Source organism: Staphylococcus sp. 11511212 (genome assembly GCF_011394755.1).
Classification (GTDB): domain Bacteria; phylum Bacillota; class Bacilli; order Staphylococcales; family Staphylococcaceae; genus Staphylococcus; species Staphylococcus chromogenes.
On the sequence record NZ_JAANBQ010000003.1, the window covers coordinates 123,168 to 141,309 of the forward strand.

General features: G+C 36.5%; 17 protein-coding genes. 9 read left to right on the top strand and 8 right to left on the bottom strand.

Annotated elements, in window-relative coordinates:
- Positions 1 to 110: 110 nt before the first annotated feature.
- From serA to G8Y84_RS02055, 3 genes are all read right to left on the bottom strand, one after another.
- Positions 111 to 1,703 (bottom strand): phosphoglycerate dehydrogenase, encoded by a 1,593-nt coding sequence (serA, locus tag G8Y84_RS02045; protein ID WP_037574637.1) that lies wholly within the window; start codon positions 1,701 to 1,703, stop codon positions 111 to 113.
- Entirely contained in the window at positions 1,693 to 2,853 is a 1,161-nt protein-coding gene (locus G8Y84_RS02050) for a pyridoxal-phosphate-dependent aminotransferase family protein (RefSeq protein ID WP_037574385.1), read from the bottom strand. The genes serA and G8Y84_RS02050 overlap by 11 nt, the downstream gene beginning before the upstream one ends.
- An 89-nt stretch (positions 2,854 to 2,942) precedes the next feature.
- Entirely contained in the window at positions 2,943 to 3,389 is a 447-nt protein-coding gene (locus G8Y84_RS02055) for an SACOL1771 family peroxiredoxin (protein WP_165806084.1), read from the bottom strand.
- Between the two features lie 76 nt (positions 3,390 to 3,465).
- On the opposite strand from G8Y84_RS02055, the gene G8Y84_RS02060 reads away from it, so the two are divergent.
- On the top strand, positions 3,466 to 4,209 hold the full coding sequence (locus tag G8Y84_RS02060; protein ID WP_103159170.1) for a glycerophosphodiester phosphodiesterase: 744 nt from the start codon (positions 3,466 to 3,468) through the stop codon (positions 4,207 to 4,209).
- A 130-nt stretch (positions 4,210 to 4,339) separates the two neighbouring features.
- On the opposite strand, the gene G8Y84_RS02065 is transcribed toward G8Y84_RS02060, so the two are convergent.
- From G8Y84_RS02065 to G8Y84_RS02075, 3 genes are all read right to left on the bottom strand, one after another.
- Entirely contained in the window at positions 4,340 to 5,299 is a 960-nt protein-coding gene (locus tag G8Y84_RS02065) for an ornithine cyclodeaminase family protein (RefSeq protein WP_037574379.1), read from the bottom strand.
- Between the two features lie 168 nt (positions 5,300 to 5,467).
- Positions 5,468 to 6,070, bottom strand: coding sequence for a 30S ribosomal protein S4 (gene rpsD / locus G8Y84_RS02070; RefSeq protein ID WP_037574377.1), 603 nt, complete (start codon positions 6,068 to 6,070; stop codon positions 5,468 to 5,470).
- Between the two features lie 227 nt (positions 6,071 to 6,297).
- The gene (locus tag G8Y84_RS02075) at positions 6,298 to 6,753 is read right to left on the bottom strand and encodes a GAF domain-containing protein (RefSeq protein WP_037574375.1); all 456 of its coding nucleotides are present in this window, start codon (positions 6,751 to 6,753) and stop codon (positions 6,298 to 6,300) included.
- 169 nt (positions 6,754 to 6,922) lie between these two features.
- Between G8Y84_RS02075 and ezrA the strand changes: the two genes are divergently transcribed.
- From ezrA to G8Y84_RS02110, 7 genes are all read left to right on the top strand, one after another.
- A complete protein-coding gene (ezrA, locus tag G8Y84_RS02080; RefSeq protein WP_105962873.1) occupies positions 6,923 to 8,623 on the top strand; it encodes a septation ring formation regulator EzrA in 1,701 nt (566 codons plus the stop codon).
- A gap of 276 nt (positions 8,624 to 8,899) precedes the next feature.
- Positions 8,900 to 10,036: a cysteine desulfurase family protein gene (locus tag G8Y84_RS02085; RefSeq protein WP_037574371.1), complete on the top strand. Its 1,137-nt coding sequence runs from the start codon at positions 8,900 to 8,902 to the stop codon at positions 10,034 to 10,036.
- Positions 10,033 to 11,253: a tRNA uracil 4-sulfurtransferase ThiI gene (thiI, locus tag G8Y84_RS02090; protein ID WP_105962872.1), complete on the top strand. Its 1,221-nt coding sequence runs from the start codon at positions 10,033 to 10,035 to the stop codon at positions 11,251 to 11,253. Before G8Y84_RS02085 ends, thiI begins: the two co-directional genes overlap by 4 nt.
- A gap of 20 nt (positions 11,254 to 11,273) precedes the next feature.
- Entirely contained in the window at positions 11,274 to 12,047 is a 774-nt protein-coding gene (locus tag G8Y84_RS02095) for a sulfite exporter TauE/SafE family protein (protein WP_037574367.1), read from the top strand.
- Positions 12,048 to 12,136: 89 nt separating this feature from the next.
- Positions 12,137 to 12,631, top strand: coding sequence for a thiol peroxidase (gene tpx, locus G8Y84_RS02100; RefSeq protein WP_037574364.1), 495 nt, complete (start codon positions 12,137 to 12,139; stop codon positions 12,629 to 12,631).
- A gap of 71 nt (positions 12,632 to 12,702) precedes the next feature.
- A complete protein-coding gene (locus G8Y84_RS02105) occupies positions 12,703 to 13,650 on the top strand; it encodes a class I SAM-dependent methyltransferase (protein ID WP_165806085.1) in 948 nt (315 codons plus the stop codon).
- A gap of 81 nt (positions 13,651 to 13,731) precedes the next feature.
- Positions 13,732 to 14,928: an acetate kinase gene (locus tag G8Y84_RS02110; protein ID WP_037574360.1), complete on the top strand. Its 1,197-nt coding sequence runs from the start codon at positions 13,732 to 13,734 to the stop codon at positions 14,926 to 14,928.
- Between the two features lie 196 nt (positions 14,929 to 15,124).
- Here G8Y84_RS02110 and G8Y84_RS02115 read toward each other — a convergent pair whose 3' ends face one another.
- Entirely contained in the window at positions 15,125 to 15,625 is a 501-nt protein-coding gene (locus G8Y84_RS02115) for a universal stress protein (RefSeq protein ID WP_037574358.1), read from the bottom strand.
- Between the two features lie 147 nt (positions 15,626 to 15,772).
- On the opposite strand from G8Y84_RS02115, the gene ald reads away from it, so the two are divergent.
- Positions 15,773 to 16,888, top strand: a complete 1,116-nt coding sequence (gene ald / locus G8Y84_RS02120) for an alanine dehydrogenase (RefSeq protein WP_037574356.1) — start codon at positions 15,773 to 15,775, stop codon at positions 16,886 to 16,888.
- A 77-nt stretch (positions 16,889 to 16,965) separates the two neighbouring features.
- Here ald and G8Y84_RS02125 read toward each other — a convergent pair whose 3' ends face one another.
- The gene (locus G8Y84_RS02125) at positions 16,966 to 18,021 is read right to left on the bottom strand and encodes a M24 family metallopeptidase (protein ID WP_037574355.1); all 1,056 of its coding nucleotides are present in this window, start codon (positions 18,019 to 18,021) and stop codon (positions 16,966 to 16,968) included.
- Between the last annotated feature and the right edge of the window lie 121 nt (positions 18,022 to 18,142).

The window sequence follows — 18,142 nt, forward strand, 5'->3', positions numbered from 1 at the left end:
ATATAGAAGATAACTTAAATAATAGAGCCATCAAAATTGAGGTGAGGTAATTTTGATGGCTCTATCTTTATATGATTAAACAAAAGAATTTACAAATGGTCTTATTCCTACTACAAATTCAAAGTGACAGGTGTTACTGAACGAAAGCCATCAATATGCAACAAATGAGATTCAACTTGATCATTAATAGGGTGATCTATTGATAAAATCATCATGGCATGACCGCCAATATTTGTCCGACCTAAGTGCATAGAGGCTATATTAACATCATGTTCTCCTAAAATTTGTCCTGTCTTTCCAACGATACCTGGTCGATCATGATGATGAATGACTAATTGATATTGTTCCGGTCTAAAATCAACAGGATAGTCGTTGATACGTACAATACGAGGGCCAAATCCATTTAGAACAGTGGCTCCAATTTTAACTGTGTCCCCTTTGTTAATTAACTCAAGTTCGATATAATTGCTAAATCCTTTTTTACTTTTTGTTTTTTCAATAGAATAAGTGACATTTTGTTCGCTTAGAAGTGCAAGTGCATTTATCAGATTCACATGATCTCCCATATCTTGCTGTAATACCCCTTTGACGAGTGTTCGTGTAATCAAACTTGTATCATCTAAAGCAATATCTCCTGCATAGGTAATATTTAATTCACGTGGAGCTTTCGGTAAAAGTTGAATACCCATTTCACCAGTAACTCGTGCCAGTTCAACAAATGGCTGTAATGCTTCGTCGTCTCCTAAAATAAAATTAGGGGCGTTGACGGCATGTGCAATATGTTGCTCTGTTAATATATCGATGATGTCTTCAGAAACAGACACGGCTACTTTTTCTTGCGCTTCAATTGTAGAGGCTCCCAAATGAGGTGTGACTATGACTTTTGGATGTTGTACCAAAGGTGAATGAGTTGCTGGCTCATTTTCAAATACATCTATCGCTGCTCCGGCGATTTTTTCATGATCTAAAGCTTCAATGAGTGCATTTTCGTCAATGATACCACCACGTGCTACATTAATAATACGAAGCTCTGGTTTTGCTTGTTCGAAAAATGAAGCACCCACTATCCCTTTTGTTTTTTCAGTTAAAGGTGTATGTACGGTTACAAAGTCAGATTTTTGAGCGATTTCGTCAACCGTCGCACGTGTGAAATCCAATTCTTTTGCTTTATCTTCAGTAAGATAGGGATCATAAGCGAGGATATCCATACCAAAACTTTGCAAACGTTTTGCCACGCCAATTCCGATACGTCCGGTACCAATAACACCTAACGTTTTACGATATAATTCAGTGCCTCGAAATGATTTTCTATCCCATTCGCCACTTTTTAATGAAGCATGCGCTTGAGGAATGTTGCGTGCCATTGCGAGAATCATAGCCACCGAATGCTCTGTCGCAGAAATTGTATTACCATCAGGGGCATTAATCACAATAATTCCACGTTTGGTTGCATGATCTAGATCGATATTATCTACACCCACACCTGCACGGGCTACGACTTTAAGTTGGTGTGCGGCATTGAGTAAGTTAGCCGTAACCTGAGTTTGGCTACGAACAATGAGCGCATCGAATTCTGGGATAATTTGAATTAATTCTGATTCACTTAAACCTGTTTGATGAATGATTTCAAATCGTGTATCTTCATTTAAGCTTTTTAGACCCTCTTCTGAAATAGGGTCAGCGACGAGTACTTTATAAGACATCATTTACCACCTCCATAAATCCTTGCGTTCCCTTTCCAATATAAGGTGTCTTACGATATTGTGAGAGTAAAATTTCTAGTGCTGAGATAAACGACAATAAGGTAAAAGGAGAGACATCCCCCATATGACCCACACGTAAAATTTGGCCTTTTAATTTACCTTGTCCTCCCGCAATAGTGATATTAAATTGCGTTTTAAGGTCTTTTTTGATTTTTTTAAGTTCATTTTCGTCCTTTGGAATAAAGGCGGTAACTGTAGGTGAGGCATGTTTATCTTTGACGAGGAGTTCTAAATCCAATGCGCGCAATGCCGTGCGTACAGCATCTCGAATTTGATAATGTTGCGCTATGATGGCATCAAAACCTACGCTTTCAATGTGACGTCTATATGCGATGATACCGCGAAAAGCTGAAATATTAGGCGTATAAGGCGTAGAATGTTGTAATAAGGATTTGTGATGTTTGGCCAAATCTAAATAAAATTTAGGTGTTTTGCTTTTGTAAAATTCATCTAGAGCACGTTGATTATAGGCAACAAAAGCAATGCCAGGAGGTAACGCCATTGCTTTTTGACTTCCTGAAATTAATACATCAATAGCATCTCTTTCCATATGAACATCAACAGCCCCGATACAGCTAACGCCATCTACGACAAAGAGGGGAGTTGTATTTAAGGTTTTTAATTTTGCCCCAAGTTGTGCGACTGGATGGAGAACAGCCGTTGAAGTTTCACAAAATTGTGTAAAGACAGCTTTGATAGGCGTTTGGATTTCTTGTATAAATGAAAATACTTTTTCTGGATCAAAAGCTTCTCCCCATGGGACTTCATAGATATGTACATGAGTATAATATGTCTCGGCAATCTGCTTAAATCTATTACCAAATGCTCCAGAAACAATAACTACAAAATGATCGTCTTTTTCTATCAAATTGACCATACTTGCTTCCAGTGCACTCGTTCCACTTGAGGACAAAATCATGACCTCTTCATCACTACCAAAAACTAACTTTAGTGATTGGAATGCCTCTTTCGCAATAGCTTCAAAATCAGAAGAACGGTGACCCACCATAGGTAAATTCATTTCGGCTTGGATATGCGCAGGGACAGGTGTTGGACCTGGCGTTAATAAAATGGAGTTTTGGAAATACATAAGCAACCTCCTTTAGTAAGATTTTTTCATTTTAACAAATATTCTGACAAATTAAAAGTAAAATTTCACGGAACCTTTTTCCCGTGAAATTAAATAATGATTTTTGCTCGACTTTCTATGCGTACATTGCCTCTTAAACTATTAGAGACCATACAATGATTATCCGCAATTTCAAGTAATCGTTTGATACGTCGTTCCAATTTATCTTTGGTTGCGTGATCTTCAACAGTAATTTGAATATCGTGTAAAATTTGATTCATAGTAAATCTATTTTCATTAAATTCAGCTGTTCCAATTGATGTTAATTGCAGTTCTTGAATATTGAAATGCGCGCGCTCCAGTGTAGCGGCTAATGAAATGGTAAAACAACTCCCTGCAGCACTGACTAATAATTCATCAGGATTTGTACCATGTCCCATCCCTCCTAATGATGCAGGAATAGAAAATGATTCTTGCAAAATATCCCCTTTAAATTTGCCTGTTTCATCACGGCCACCTTGCCAATGGAAATTCACTTTAAAATCGTGTTGAACCAAATTACTTCACTCCTTATGAGAATGTGTTAAGTTTAGTGTAGATGAATTTTGTCACTTTGGAAAGGAAGGGGAGTTTATGAAACTCAATAAACCTTTTAAGGAATTTAAAATCGTGGCTCATCGTGGTTTTTCAGAACAATTTCCAGAAAATACACGTGAAGCCTACCAAGCGGCTCTGAGTCGCCATATAGATATGCTAGAAATTGATTTACATATGACGCGTGATGGAGCGCTTGTCGCGATACATGATGAATCCATCGATCGAACTTCTAATTCGAAAGGCGACGTGGCTTCCTATACGTTAGAAAAATTGAGAAGTTTTGATTTTGGAAGTTGGAAAAAAGGACATAAAGAAGCGGAAATTATGACCTTCGATGAAGTATTAAAATTATGTAAAAACTATTCTAAAACTTTGCTCATTGAAATAAAAAATCCAAAAAAATACCCAGGTATTGAAAAAGCAGTCATTCAAAAAATTAAAAATGCACAATTTCCATATTACAGAGTGATTATTCAATCGTTCGATATGAACTCTGTGCAAACATTCCGTACATTAACACCTTATATTCAAACGGGTGTATTGATTAGTAAACGAAAATATTGGTTAAAACAACCACCCTTCAAAGATATTGCAAGTTACGCTGATTATATTAATCCAAATTATAAATTAGCAAATCGTAAGTTTATAAAACGGGCACACTCAGAAAATTTAAAAGTCATTCCATATACTGTTAACGATATGAAGATTGCTAAAAAGTTGATTCAACGAGGCGTAGACGGTCTCATTACAGATGCACCAAGCCGATTGTTTAAATTATAATTTAAATAACAGGAGAGGTAAACTGTGGTTAGTTTGTTTCCTCGCTTTTAAAAATAAGCTGTCGACATGATGACGTACGATGTCGACAGCTTTTTTAGTATCAATTTTGATAAGTGAATAAAAAGAAACTTTAGTTCGCATTTTTTAATAATTTTTCATAAGCTCCAATAGCTACTGCTAAATCGAAGTGTGCTGCACCAACACATTTAAAAATGCTGATTTCGTCATCTTGTTTCCTTAATGATTCATCATTCAACACGACAGATTGTAAATCACCATCAATTTCATCAAATTTAAAGATATTTTGCTGATCCGCTTCTATAAATTCTCCTGATTCTTCTTTTACACCTTCAATATCATCAAAGACAATATGTTGGGCATCTGGAAATAAATGAAAATCGAGTTCTTTCATATCTGGACGATAAGAACCTATCCCATTGATATGCGTCCCTTTTTGCACATCTTTCGCTTCAAACACGGGGGATTGAGAGGCGGTTTGACAATTAATGATATCTGACTGCTTAACGAGCGTTTGAACGTCTTGCACAATGTCGACTTCTAAAGAAGGGAAGGACTGAAAAATGCGTTGCTTAAACTGTTCAGCTTTTTCTTGCGTTCTGTTATAGAGTAATACTTTCTTTATCGGGCGTACTTCTAAATTGCCTAATAATTGTTCAAAGGCCATTCCTCCAGTCCCAATCATTCCTAAAGTTTGACTCTGAGTACGGCTCATATATTTTGTCGCGATACCGCTTAAAGCTCCTGTACGCAAACGCGTTAAATAACTAGCATCAAGACTTGCAACATGCTCACCCGTCTCGATATTCGTAATAATGATGTTCGCTTGAGTGGTAGGGCGCCCTTGTTGTGGGTTTTCAGGCGTAATTGATGTAATTTTAATGATGCCCATTTGTTTTTCTGTATGAATACAAGGCATGTAAAGCATGGACTTTGCACCTTCTCCAGTAGGAAGAACGACACGTTGTGCGGTAGTAATCGCATCCATATTATTAAAAAGTGTCTCAATATCTTTAATTGCATCAGACATTTTGTATGTAGATTGAATGATTTCATCGTTCCATATTTGCATTATGATTCCTCCTCATTCAGTAGATAATTTCAGTATACGTATATTCCCGTGCGTTGAAAAGTACGGACGATTCTCAAATAGCGGAGATAATCCGTTTAATTAAGGAAGGGAAAATGAATCAACAAAAAAACCACCATACAAGCGTATGGTGGTGTGTTAAGACGAAGATTAACGTGAGTAGTACTCAACGATTAATTGTTCGTTGATTTCAGCTGGTAATTCGCTACGTTCAGGAAGACGTACGAAAGTACCTTTTAAGTTATCAGCGTCAAATTCTAAGTAGTCAGGAACGAAATTATTGATTTCGATGGACTCTTCGATAATCGCTAATTTTTGAGATTTTTCACGAACAGTGATTTCTTGACCAGGTTTTAAAGTATATGATGGGATGTCAACACGTTTACCATCTACTTCAACATGACCATGACCTACTAATTGACGTGCTTGACGACGTGTACGTGCTAAACCTAATGCGTAAACTACTGCATCTAAACGGCTAGCTAATAAGATCATGAAGTTTTCACCGTGAACACCGCCTTGTTTACCAGCAGCTTCGAATGTGTTACGGAATTGTCTTTCAGTCATTCCATATAAGTAACGTAATTTTTGTTTTTCACGTAATTGTAATCCATACTCAGATAATTTTTTACGTTGAGTTGGACCATGTTGTCCTGGTGCATAAGGACGTTTTTCTAATTCTTTACCAGTACCTGATAATGAGATACCTAAACGACGAGATTTTTTCCAGCTTGAACCTCTGAATCGAGCCATAATTGACTCCTCCTTTATCTTTTTTGTTGTTATGAAAAAACAAAAAAGAGTGTTGAATGCTCGTAAAGATATGATATTTTATGTGTCCTCGCCTCATAGCTACGGTTACACGGCACGCCCACTTTGGGAATATCATAGCGCCTCACAATATTCAACTGCTATTTTCGTTTTTCACACAAAGACAATTGTACCATGGTGGCATTAAAAGTCAAGTGTAATCTTAAACTTTATAAATGGCGCTCTAAAACTTCAACGATTGTTTGTAAACCTTGCTCATCTGAATGGCTAAATCGATCTTTAATAGGGGCGTCAATATCTAATACACCGATAATTTCGTTATTTTTATGAATTGGAAGCACTATTTCTGATTGACTATTCGCATCACACGCAATATGACCAGGAAAAGCATTCACGTCAGCAACACGTTGAACGCTATCATGTTTAACAGCAGTACCACATACACCACTACCGATTTGAATATGGACACAGGCAGGTTTACCTTGAAAGGGCCCCAAAATTAACGCATTGTTTTTTAGTAAATAAAAGCCAACCCAATTAATATCGGATAGGTTTTCATTTAAGAGTGCGGATGTATTACTTAAATTTGCAATGATATCCGTCTCGTCAGTCAATAATGCATCCAGTTGACGCGAGATTAAATCGTAATTTGTTTGATTATTCATAATAGGTTGCCACTCCCCCTTGAAATTTTAAAATTATTATAGCCTTTTCATACAAGTTACGCAATTTGTAGCGAATGTATGGTAAACTTTTATTATTGAAGATTTCATTTTAATGCGTTATAGAATTACGTTATAATGAATTTATGTTTTTAGAAGGAGACGAAAGGACATGGCATTATATATTATTTTAGCTATTATCATCATTATACTGATTGGTATCGGTATCCTTTTTATGATGCGATCCAACAAGAGAACCATCATTCAAAGTGCAGAAGATCGTAAAGTAAAATTAAACGATCTCTCTTATGACGAAAGTTTACATAAGTTAGAGCAATTGAATTTGACAGGTCAAACAAAAGCCGAATACGACGCATTAAATTCGTCATGGAAATCATCCCTTAATGACTACTTAATGCCAGTAGATGAAAAGATTCACGAAGCAGAAGTAAATTTAGATAAATTTAAATTTACGCAAGCAGAAACGGACATCAATGATGCGCACGAAATGATGGATGTGTATGAAGCCAAACATTTAGAATTAACTGAAAAAGCCGACAAGGTATTGAAGATTCATCATGACAGTGATGAGCTATTTGAACAAACTAAAGAAGAACATCGCAAACTCAAGCGTGAGGTGCTTGCGAATCGTCATCAATTTGGAGAGGCTGCTCCGCCATTAGAAAAAGAAATAGAACAAGTGGAACCAGAATTGTCTTTATACGAAGAATTAAAGCAAGAAGGGAATTTTAGACAAGCACACGAACATATTAAAAATTTAAATGAAGACTTAACATTTTTGAAAGAAGATATGAAAGAAATTCCTGATTTAATTCGCGAGGCACAAAAAGAGTTGCCAGGACAATTTCAAGATTTGAAATATGGCGTGCGTGATTTAAAAGTGGAAGGTTATGATTTAGATCACGTTAAAGTCGATGGTACATTACAGAGCTTGAAAACAGAATTAAGCTTTGTAGAACCTATGATTAGTCGGTTAGAGTTAGATGAAGCGAATAAAAAATTAGAAAATATTAATCTACAGTTAGATGAAATGTATGATTTGATTGAGCATGAAGTGAAAGCTAAAAATGCTGTAGAAGAATCAAAAGAGCGTATTACAGATGATTTATTTCATGCGAAAGATATGAACTATACGCTACAAACTGAAATTGAATACGGACGAGAAAACTACTACATTAACGAAAGCGACATCCAAAGCGTTCGACAATTTGAAAATGAAATTCAAAATTTAATTACGGTATACGACGAAATTTTGATGGAGATGGCAAAATCATCTGTACGATATAGTGAAGTGCAAGATAATTTGAAATATATTGAAGATCACGTTGACGTAATTAACGAAAAACAACAAAAGCTTCAAAACCATCTTGTGTCATTACGAGAAGATGAGGCAGAGGCAGAAGAGCACATTTTACGTGTTCAAAGTAAAAAAGAAGAAATTTATCGACGCCTACTCGCTTCAAACTTAACGAGTGTGCCTGAACGTTTCATCATTCTTAAAAACGAAATTGACTATGAAGTCAGAGAAGTGAATGAACGTTTTAGTGAAAGACCCGTTAATGTTCAACACTTAAAAGATAAGGTGAATAAAGTCGTATTACAAATGAATAAGTTTGAAGATGAAGCGAATGATGTATTAATCAATGCAGTCTATGCCGAAAAGCTCATTCAATATGGTAATCGCTATCGAAAAGACTACAACGATTTAGATAAGAGCTTAAATGAGGCCGAACGTTTATTTAAAAATAACCGTTATAAACGTTCAAGTGAAATCTCTGCACAAGCTTTAGACCGGGTTGAACCTGGTATTTCTGAAACGATAGAACGTGAAGTAATGAATCAACAACCTTAATCACTGAAAAGAACCTGAGATGATGAAATTCTCAGGTTCTTTTATATTATTCATGATAAATACTTATCAAAATCTAGGATATGTTTAAAAGTAGAGTGACAGGTTGGAGTTACTTTAATGATGAACAATCCCTCTTATCTAGATACAGTCAGTTAGCATTTTCTATTGACCTTATCGGTTAAATTATAGAAAATAGCTAATATGTGTTTTATTTTCATGGAGATAGTGTAGTACAATAATGATTATTCATAATCTTTTTCAAGGAGTTCTTGTAAGATGTTATATTTTGACAATGCTGCGACAACAAGACCTGACCCAGAAGTATTAAAGAGTTACATGAAAGTGAATGAAACGTTGTTTTTTAATCCAAATAGCCCTCACGTAAAAGGGGTGGAAGCTGCGCGTCTACTTGAAAAAGCACGCGAGCAAATTAAATCCTCGTTAAATTTGCGTGAGGAGACACTTATTTTTACGAGTGGCGCCACAGAATCAAATAATATGGCATTAAAAGGTGCGGCGTATCAGAAAAAACCTTTTGGTAAAACAATTCTCACCTCTGTTCTTGAACATCCATCTGTCTTAGAAGTGATGCGACAGTTAGAGCAAGAGGGCTTCACTTTAAAATATGTCAAGATCACGGAATCAGGTCAAATAGACCTAAATCATTTAGAATCGTTACTCAACAACGATGTGATTCTTGTGACGTGTATGCAAGTGAATAATATTATGGGGCAAATTCAGCCTATCGAAGAAATCGGTCAAATCTTGACACGCTTTCCGAAAGTTCATTTTCATGTGGATGCTGTTCAAGCCTTAGGCAAAGTCCCTTTGACGATGACAGGAATAGATAGTTTAGCTATTAGTGGACATAAATTTAATGGTTTAAAAGGCCAAGGATTACTTGTACTAAAAAATGCACATGCTGTTTCACCGATTATTCAAGGGGGCGGTCAAGAGCTCGGACTTCGGAGTGGTACTGTGAACTTACCAAGTGATGTTGCGTTAGCGAAAGCAATTCGTTTAGCTGTTACCACGCAAAGTGAAATGATGTCCACTTTAAGAAAAGTTAATGACGAAATACGCCAACGCCTCCAAAACTACCCTGGTATAGTAGTGAACTCACCGATCACTGCATCCCCTCATATTTTAAATATTGCTTTTCCAGGGGTAAGGGGTGAAGTTTTAGTGAATGCATTTTCTAAACAAGACGTTTTGGTTTCAACGACTAGTGCATGTTCATCTAAACAGTCAAAAGTTAATGAGGTATTACTTGCGATGAATATTGACACTACAAATATATTAGGAAGTATTCGTTTATCTTTTGACCAACATACATCAAATGAGGATGTAAACGTATTCTTCCAAGCATTAGATCACGTCTATAATGAAGTAGAGGAGTTGCTAAGAAAATGATATATGATCATCTTCTAGTAAGATATGGAGAACTAACATTAAAAGGGGCAAATCGTAAAACATTTGTAAGTCAATTACGTTCAAATGTCAAACGTGCTTTGATGCCTTTAAAAGGTTATGAAGTGAAAGCCAATAGAGATAGAATGTATATTCAACTTCAACCTGAAGCGGAAATAGAAGAAATGATTGCGCGTATTTCAAAAGTTTACGGGGTTCATTCGATAAGTCCAGTGCTTAAAATTGAAAAAACAATGGAAGCGATGTACGAACATGCTATCAAGTTTGCAGATCAATATAACGCTGGAGACAGTTTTAAAGTCGAAGTTAAACGTTCGGACAAACAGTTTGAATATGAGACTTTTGCAATACAACGGATGGTTGGAGGGGCAGTTCTAAAACATGCAGAGGATTTACACGTTGACGTACGTCAGCCAGACCATGAAATTAAAATTGAGGTCCGTTTGGATGCGGTCTATATGTATGATCGAGTGATTCCAGCAATCGGCGGATTACCAGTTGGTACCGGTGGAAAAACACTCTTAATGTTATCAGGAGGCATTGATTCACCTGTAGCTGGCATGGAAGTTATGCGTCGAGGTGTGACAATTGAAGCTATTCATTTTCATAGTCCACCTTTTACTAGTGAGAAGGCGAAAGAAAAAGTCATTGAACTCACGCGTATTATGGCTGAGCGTGTAGGGACAATTAAGCTACATATCGTGCCATTTACTGAAGTTCAAAAACAAGTTCATAAAGTCGTTCATGAACGTTATACAATGACATCAACACGCCGCATGATGTTAAGAATTGCAGATAAAGTTGTGCAACAAATTGGTGCAGATGCCATTGTAAATGGAGAAAATTTAGGTCAAGTTGCAAGTCAAACGCTTAAGAGTATGTATGCTATAAACGCAGTGACATCAACACCAGTTTTACGTCCTTTATTATCGTTAGATAAAGAGGAAATCATTAATAAAGCCAAAGCGTTAGGAACGTTTGAAACGTCTATCCAACCTTTTGAAGATTGTTGTACGATTTTTACGCCTAAAAATCCAGTGACAGAACCACAATTTGATAAAGTAATACAGTATGAATCTGGCTATGATTTTGAACCAATGATTGAGAAAGCGGTGGCTGAGATTGAAACATTAGTCATTGATAAAAATTATCAAATCCATGCTCAAGAAACAGAACAATGGGATGATGATTTATTCTAATTTAATTGGGGGTGAAGGGGATGGAATTAGATTTAACGCTTATTTTAATTGCAGTCGCTTTTGCTTTTCTAGCTGCCTTTATTGATGCTGTCGTTGGGGGCGGGGGATTGATTTTAATTCCTGCTTTGCTTGCGCTTGGAATCCCGCCGGCAACGGCATTAGGAACTAATAAAATGGCAAGCGCCTTTGGTTCATTTACCAGTGCCACTCGTTTTATTCGTGCGAAGAAAGTGGATCTTGCCATTGTTGGAAAACTGTTTCCACTCTCATTTATTGCAGCCATCGGGGGGACATCCTTAGCGGTTTTTTTACCCTCAGAGGTGTTAAAACCACTTGTTATCATCATTTTAACGTGTGTGCTTATTTATACGCTTGTGAAAAAAGATTGGGGAGCGACACGTACTTATCGTAAATTAACACCTGTAAAAGCGATGATTTTTATTCTTTTAATTGTGGTTATTGGGTTTTATGATGGCTTTTTAGGTGGAGGTACGGGTTCATTTCTCATGTTTGCATTACTCGTCGTCGGTTTTGACTTTTTAAGTGCAGCTGGAAATGCAAAAGTTCTTAATTTTGCTTCCAATTTAGGTTCACTTCTTATGTTTATGTATTTAGGTCATGTAGATTATGTGCTCGGACTCTTATTAGCATTAAGTTCTGTTGTAGGATCTTATGCCGGTGCGCAATTTGCCATCCGAAAAGGTGTAAGTTATGTCAAAGTGTTATTCGTCGTTGTCACGCTCATTCTCATCTTAAAAAATACATATGATTACATTCAAGATTTTTTACTTTAGTCATAGTAATGAAGACCTATGACGTGCGAAGTACCTTCATTACTCGTATAATATAATTGACTTAGATTGATTTAAGGAGGCAAAATATTTTGACACAAATTACGTTTAAACAAAATCCTGTTACACTTAAAGGAACAGAAGTTAATGTAGGTGATCAAGCACCTGACTTTAAGGTTGTTGATAATAACTTACAGGAAGTCACATTATCTCACTTTGATGGTAAAAAGAAATTGTTGAATGTTGTTCCATCATTAGATACGGGTGTATGTGACCAACAAACGCGAAAATTCAATAAAAAAGCGAATGATGAGGACGGTTACGTTTTAACATTATCTTTAGATTTACCATTTGCTCAAAAAAGATGGTGTGCCTCTAGTGGATTGGATAACGTCATTACCCTTAGTGATTATCAAAAACACTCTTTTGGTGAAGCTTATGGCGTTGTTATGGAAGAACTACAACTCCTCGCACGCTCTGTATTTGTATTAGATGAAAATAACAAAGTTGTCTATAAAGAATTAGTGCCAGAAGGAACAGACTTTCCAAACTTCGATGCAGCACTTGAAGCATATCGTCAATTATAAGGAATTACAATTAAACTGGAGGCTGGAACATTTATGATGTACCAGCCTTATTTTTTGAAAGGACGTAAACAATGGCAGAATCAGCAACAATTATGGAACAATTATTTAAAAAGTTGGATGAAACAACCCAACAACTCAATGAAGAGAATGGACAAAGTTTTATTGAGAATTTAGGGCTTGCAATGGAACAATTGTATACAAAAGATCGCGAATTCATCGAACAAGCAACACTACAAGATAGACGAAAAGCGTTTCAATTTGCTTATTTAAGCCAACTTCAAAAAGAAGAAGTACAAGCTAACCATCAAATCACGCCAGATTCTATTGGCTTAATATTAGGATATTTAATTTCTCAATTCGAAGAAGAAAATAAGGAGCTACATGTTGTTGACTTGGGGAGTGGCGCAGGACATTTAAGTGCTACAGTACATGAAGCGATGCCAGAGAAGACAATGATGCATCATTTGGTTGAAGTCGATCCCGTATTGTCCAGACTAAGTGTGCATTTGGCCAATTTCCTTGAAATTCCATTTGACGTGTATCCCCAAGACGCTTTAATGCCTCTGCCGTTTGAAGAAGCAGATGTCGTTTTGGGAGATTTGCCAATCGGCTATTACCCGGTAGATGAACGTAGTCATCAAATGAAATTAGGTTTTGAATCGGGACATAGTTATGCGCATCATTTGTTTATAGAACAAGCTATTACAGCATTAAAACCAGCCGGGTACGCATTTTTAGTCGTACCGAGCCAACTTTTTAATGATGAAAATATAAAACAGTTGGAAAATTTTATTGCAACAGAAACAGAAATGCAAGCTTTTCTGCACCTGCCTAAAAATTTATTTAAACAAGAACATGCGCAAAAATCGATACTGATTCTACAAAAGAAAGAGCAAGGTAAAACGCAATCTGTAGAAGTATTACTTGCTAATATTCCAGATTTAAGACAGCCACAAAATTTTCAAAATTTCTTATCTGAACTTAAAAATTGGATGAATCATAATCATCCTCAAAAATAATCTGTGGTACTCTTGAAATACGACTGTGATAATGGTTAAATAGATTTTGGAGATAAACTTTAAATATTGGAGGACGTTTACATGTCTAAGTTAATTTTGGCAATTAACGCTGGTAGCTCATCATTAAAATTCCAATTAATTGAAATGCCAGAAGAAAAATTAGTAACAAAAGGTCTTATTGAGCGTATTGGCCTTAAAGACTCTATTTTCACTGTAGAAGTGAATGGAGAAAAAGTGAAAGAAGTTAAAGATATTAAAGACCATGAAGAAGCTGTAAATATCATGTTAGAGAGTTTACAAGCACATGGCATTATTAATGACATTAATGATATTGATGGCACAGGTCATCGTGTCGTACACGGAGGAGAACGTTTCCCTGAATCTGCATTGGTGACAGATGAAGTTGTCGCTGATATTAAAAAATTAACGGATTTAGCACCGTTACACAACCCAGCTAACTTAATGGGTATCGAAGCGTTTAGAAAATTATTACCAAACATTCCTCACGTGGCTGTTTTCGACACATCATTCCATCAAACAATGCCAGAATCAGCATATTTGTATAGTTTACCTTATAACTACTATACAGATTATGGCATTCGTAAATATGGTTTCCATGGGACAAGTCATAAATACGTTTCACAACGTGCGGCTGAAATGTTAGGTAAACCTGTCGAAGAATTACGCATTATCTCATGTCATATTGGTAACGGCGCGTCAATCGCTGCTATCGATGGCGGAGAGTCAATAGACACATCAATGGGCTTCACACCACTTGCAGGGGTGACAATGGGTACTCGTTCAGGAAATATTGACCCTGCATTAATCCCATATATTATGGAAAAAACAGGCAAAACAGCTGATGAAGTTTTAAATACATTAAACAAAGAATCAGGCTTATTAGGGATTACTGGCACATCAAGTGACTTACGTGATATCGAAGAAGATGCGAGCAATGGTAATAAACGTGCAGAATTAGCACTTGAAGTCTTTGCTTCACGTATCCATAAATATATGGGTTCTTATGCAACACGTATGCACGGTGTAGACGTCATTGTCTTCACTGCAGGTGTAGGTGAGAATTCAGATGTCATTCGTGCACGTGTATTAGAAGGTTTAGAATTTATGGGCGTGTATTGGGATCCTCGTAAGAATGAAGGTTTACGTGGAAAAGAAGCTGAATTAAACTATCCACATTCTCCAGTAAAAGTACTCGTTATTCCAACTAATGAAGAAGTAATGATCGCACGTGACGTCATGAAATTTGGAGAATTATAATTTACAAATATAAATAAGACAGGACTGAAATCGTTTGATTTCAGTCCTGTCTTTATGTATATCGAAAAAGTAGGTTTTAGTTATTTTCAATTTTACTTGTTATTTTTGATGAATTTGCATATTAAAACTGCCTACAAAGAGGAAACTTTGTAGGCAGTAAATGATATCATTTCTCTTAATTTCTAAGAGAAAGTCTTTAAATATTATGATCTTGCAGGAGTTCTTTCGTTGCAACTCGAGGTTCAAATGTTTCAGGAATTTGTTCTGTACGAACCACAAGTACGTCACATTCAGCATGGCGTACAATAGCTTCAGAAACAGAGCCGACAATAAAGCGTTCTACAGCATTGAGTCCTGAAGTACCACACATAATAAGATCAATGTCTCCATCTTCAGTTGCTTTCTTAGGGATAATTGATTTTGGAGAACCAAATTCTAATTTTGTTTCCACATGTGTAAGTCCTTCTTCTTCAGCTACTTTACGATAGCCATCGAGTAGCTTTTCAGCGAATGATTTAGACTTTTCAGTAAAATTAGCATCATAGACCTCGAATGATGTGTAAGTACGGGAATCGATGACATTCATAATGGTTAACTTGGCATCGTTACGTTTAGCTACTGCTACAGCTTTATTGAATGCCCATTCTGCTTCGTGTGAACCATCGACAGCGATAAGAATATGTTTGTACATTAACATGGCAAAAACCCCTTTCTTATTTCACTTCAATTATATCATATTTTTTGTAAATTCCGCCAATTATTATAAGTTAGAAAAAGTATTGAAAGTTATGATTGCGCTTACATTCATCATGCGTTATGATTAGTCGTGGGAGGTGTAGGGAGAATGAAAATTGGTATTCCTAAGGAGATAAAAAATAACGAAAATCGAGTGGGGTTATCCCCAAGTGGTGTTCATGCACTTGTTGAAGCTGGACATACTGTATTAGTAGAACAATCAGCAGGTATTGGATCTTTCTTTGAAGATCAAGACTATGTTGAAGCAGGTGCAAAAATCGTTGATGCTCAAACAAAGGTTTGGGACGTAGATATGGTGATTAAAGTTAAAGAACCTTTAAAAGAGGAGTATGACTTCTTTAGAGAAGGGTTAATTTTATTTACGTATTTACATTTAGCGAATGAACCTGAATTAACCGAAGCTTTAATTAAAAATAAAGTGGTTGCGATTGCTTATGAAACAGTTCAACTTGCAGATCGCTCGCTTCCTTTACTTACACCTATGAGTGAGGTTGCTGGTCGTATGTCTGCGCAAATTGGTGCTCAATTCCTACAAAAAATTAATGGGGGTATGGGTATCCTATTAGGCGGTATCCCAGGTGTACAAAAAGGCAAGGTTACGATTATTGGTGGGGGACAAGCAGGAACAAACGCAGCACGTATTGCTTTAGGGCTTGGTGCTGACGTAACAATCTTAGACGTTAACCCTAAACGTTTGCAACAATTAGAAGAACTTTTTGACGGACGTGTGCATACAATTATGTCTAATCCACTTAATATTGAAGAGCACGTTAAAGCAAGTGATTTAGTCATTGGGGCGGTACTTATTCCAGGTGCTAAAGCGCCACGTCTTGTGACTGAAGACATGATTAAGCAAATGAAAGCAGGGTCAGTTGTTGTTGATATTGCCATCGACCAAGGTGGTATTTTCGAAACGACAGACCGCATTACGACGCATGATGATCCAACTTATGTCAAACATGGTGTTGTACATTATGCGGTAGCAAATATGCCTGGAGCTGTACCACGTACATCAACAATCGGTTTAAATAACGCGACGCTACCATATGCGCTTCAACTTGCGAATAAAGGATATAAACAAGCATTAACTGATAATGTACCTTTATCACAAGGTTTAAACACTTATAATGGTTTAGTGACTAATAAAGCTGTTGCTGAAGCTTTCAACAAAGAATTCACACCTGTTGCAGATGTTTTAAAATAAATAAAGAGTAAAAAATGCCAACAAAGTTTGTCGCTTTGTTGGCATTTTTATGAGATTGGTTTTCATAATAAATAGTTTTACTTTTTGAAAGATGACAATGATTGATATCCCTCGTGAGTGACTAAAATATCATCTTCAATACGAACTCCGGCAATTCCAGGGACGTATATGCCAGGCTCCACTGTAATGACCATGCCTTCTTCTAGGAGATTGTCATTCGTTTCAGAAATGTCTTGATATTCATGAGCTTCAAGTCCTAATCCATGCCCTAAGCGATGTGGGAAATAGTCCCCATAGCCAGCCGCTTTAATAATATTTCGCGCAGTCTTATCAATGTCACTAATTTTCATGCCAGGTTTAATTTTGGAAATGGCCTCTGATTCCGCTTCTTTAACTATGTTATAAATTTGTTGAGCTTCCTCGCTTGGGTTTCCAAATGCAATTGTACGTGTAATATCGCTACAATAATTTTGATAGATAACACCAAGGTCAAATAAAACATATTCATCTTTTTGAAGTTTTCTATCTCCTGGTGTACCATGAGGGGCTGCCGCATGATCGCCAAATAGCACCATAGTGTCAAAACTCATTTCATGAACACCATAAGCTTTAATTTCATTTTCAATATGATTCACGACTTCTCGTTCAGTCACGCCCTCTTTTAAATAAGCTTCACCTATACGCATACATTCATCAGCGAGCTCAGCTGCACGTGCTAACACATTGATTTCTTCTTGCGTTTTGACATTACGCATCTCTTGAATAAGAGGGTCAATGGATTGTACATTTTGGATTTGAAAGGCTTGTTTAAGTTCTTTATATCGACGATAAGTTAAATGGTTTTCTTCGATGAGTACTGTATTGAACTTATCTCGATACTTTTCGTAAGGGTTTTCTGTGTCTAAATAACCAATGATTTGCCCTGTGAAAGGAGAGGCTTTAACTTCTTCAACTTCAAGTTGAGGGCAAAATAAAATACACTCTCCATCAGATTTAGCTAATAATGCAAATAAACGCTCATGAGGCTCACTTTTATAGCCCGTATAATAATAAATGTTAATTGGATTCGAAATCCATGCGGCATCCGCATTTGATGTTTTAATCTTCGTAATAAGTTGCTCTAAATGTGTCATTTGTTGTGCCTCCTTAATATCATCATTTTAATTAAAAAGGGTAAGTAATTCAATTTCTTTGAATGTGTGTCGCATAGTATCTCGTGGTATAGTGAGAGTAACAGTAAAAAGGAGGATGCAT

Coding starts and splice junctions, on each gene's coding strand:
- serA (WP_037574637.1), bottom strand. CDS start 1,703: ATGTCTTATAAAGTACTCGTCGCTGACCCTATTTCAGAAGAGGGTCTA.
- G8Y84_RS02050 (WP_037574385.1), bottom strand. CDS start 2,853: ATGTATTTCCAAAACTCCATTTTATTAACGCCAGGTCCAACACCTGTC.
- G8Y84_RS02060 (WP_103159170.1), top strand. CDS start 3,466: ATGAAACTCAATAAACCTTTTAAGGAATTTAAAATCGTGGCTCATCGT.
- G8Y84_RS02065 (WP_037574379.1), bottom strand. CDS start 5,299: ATGCAAATATGGAACGATGAAATCATTCAATCTACATACAAAATGTCT.
- rpsD (WP_037574377.1), bottom strand. CDS start 6,070: ATGGCTCGATTCAGAGGTTCAAGCTGGAAAAAATCTCGTCGTTTAGGT.
- G8Y84_RS02075 (WP_037574375.1), bottom strand. CDS start 6,753: ATGAATAATCAAACAAATTACGATTTAATCTCGCGTCAACTGGATGCA.
- ezrA (WP_105962873.1), top strand. CDS start 6,923: ATGGCATTATATATTATTTTAGCTATTATCATCATTATACTGATTGGT.
- G8Y84_RS02085 (WP_037574371.1), top strand. CDS start 8,900: ATGTTATATTTTGACAATGCTGCGACAACAAGACCTGACCCAGAAGTA.
- thiI (WP_105962872.1), top strand. CDS start 10,033: ATGATATATGATCATCTTCTAGTAAGATATGGAGAACTAACATTAAAA.
- G8Y84_RS02095 (WP_037574367.1), top strand. CDS start 11,274: ATGGAATTAGATTTAACGCTTATTTTAATTGCAGTCGCTTTTGCTTTT.
- G8Y84_RS02105 (WP_165806085.1), top strand. CDS start 12,703: ATGGCAGAATCAGCAACAATTATGGAACAATTATTTAAAAAGTTGGAT.
- G8Y84_RS02110 (WP_037574360.1), top strand. CDS start 13,732: ATGTCTAAGTTAATTTTGGCAATTAACGCTGGTAGCTCATCATTAAAA.
- G8Y84_RS02115 (WP_037574358.1), bottom strand. CDS start 15,625: ATGTTAATGTACAAACATATTCTTATCGCTGTCGATGGTTCACACGAA.
- ald (WP_037574356.1), top strand. CDS start 15,773: ATGAAAATTGGTATTCCTAAGGAGATAAAAAATAACGAAAATCGAGTG.
- G8Y84_RS02125 (WP_037574355.1), bottom strand. CDS start 18,021: ATGACACATTTAGAGCAACTTATTACGAAGATTAAAACATCAAATGCG.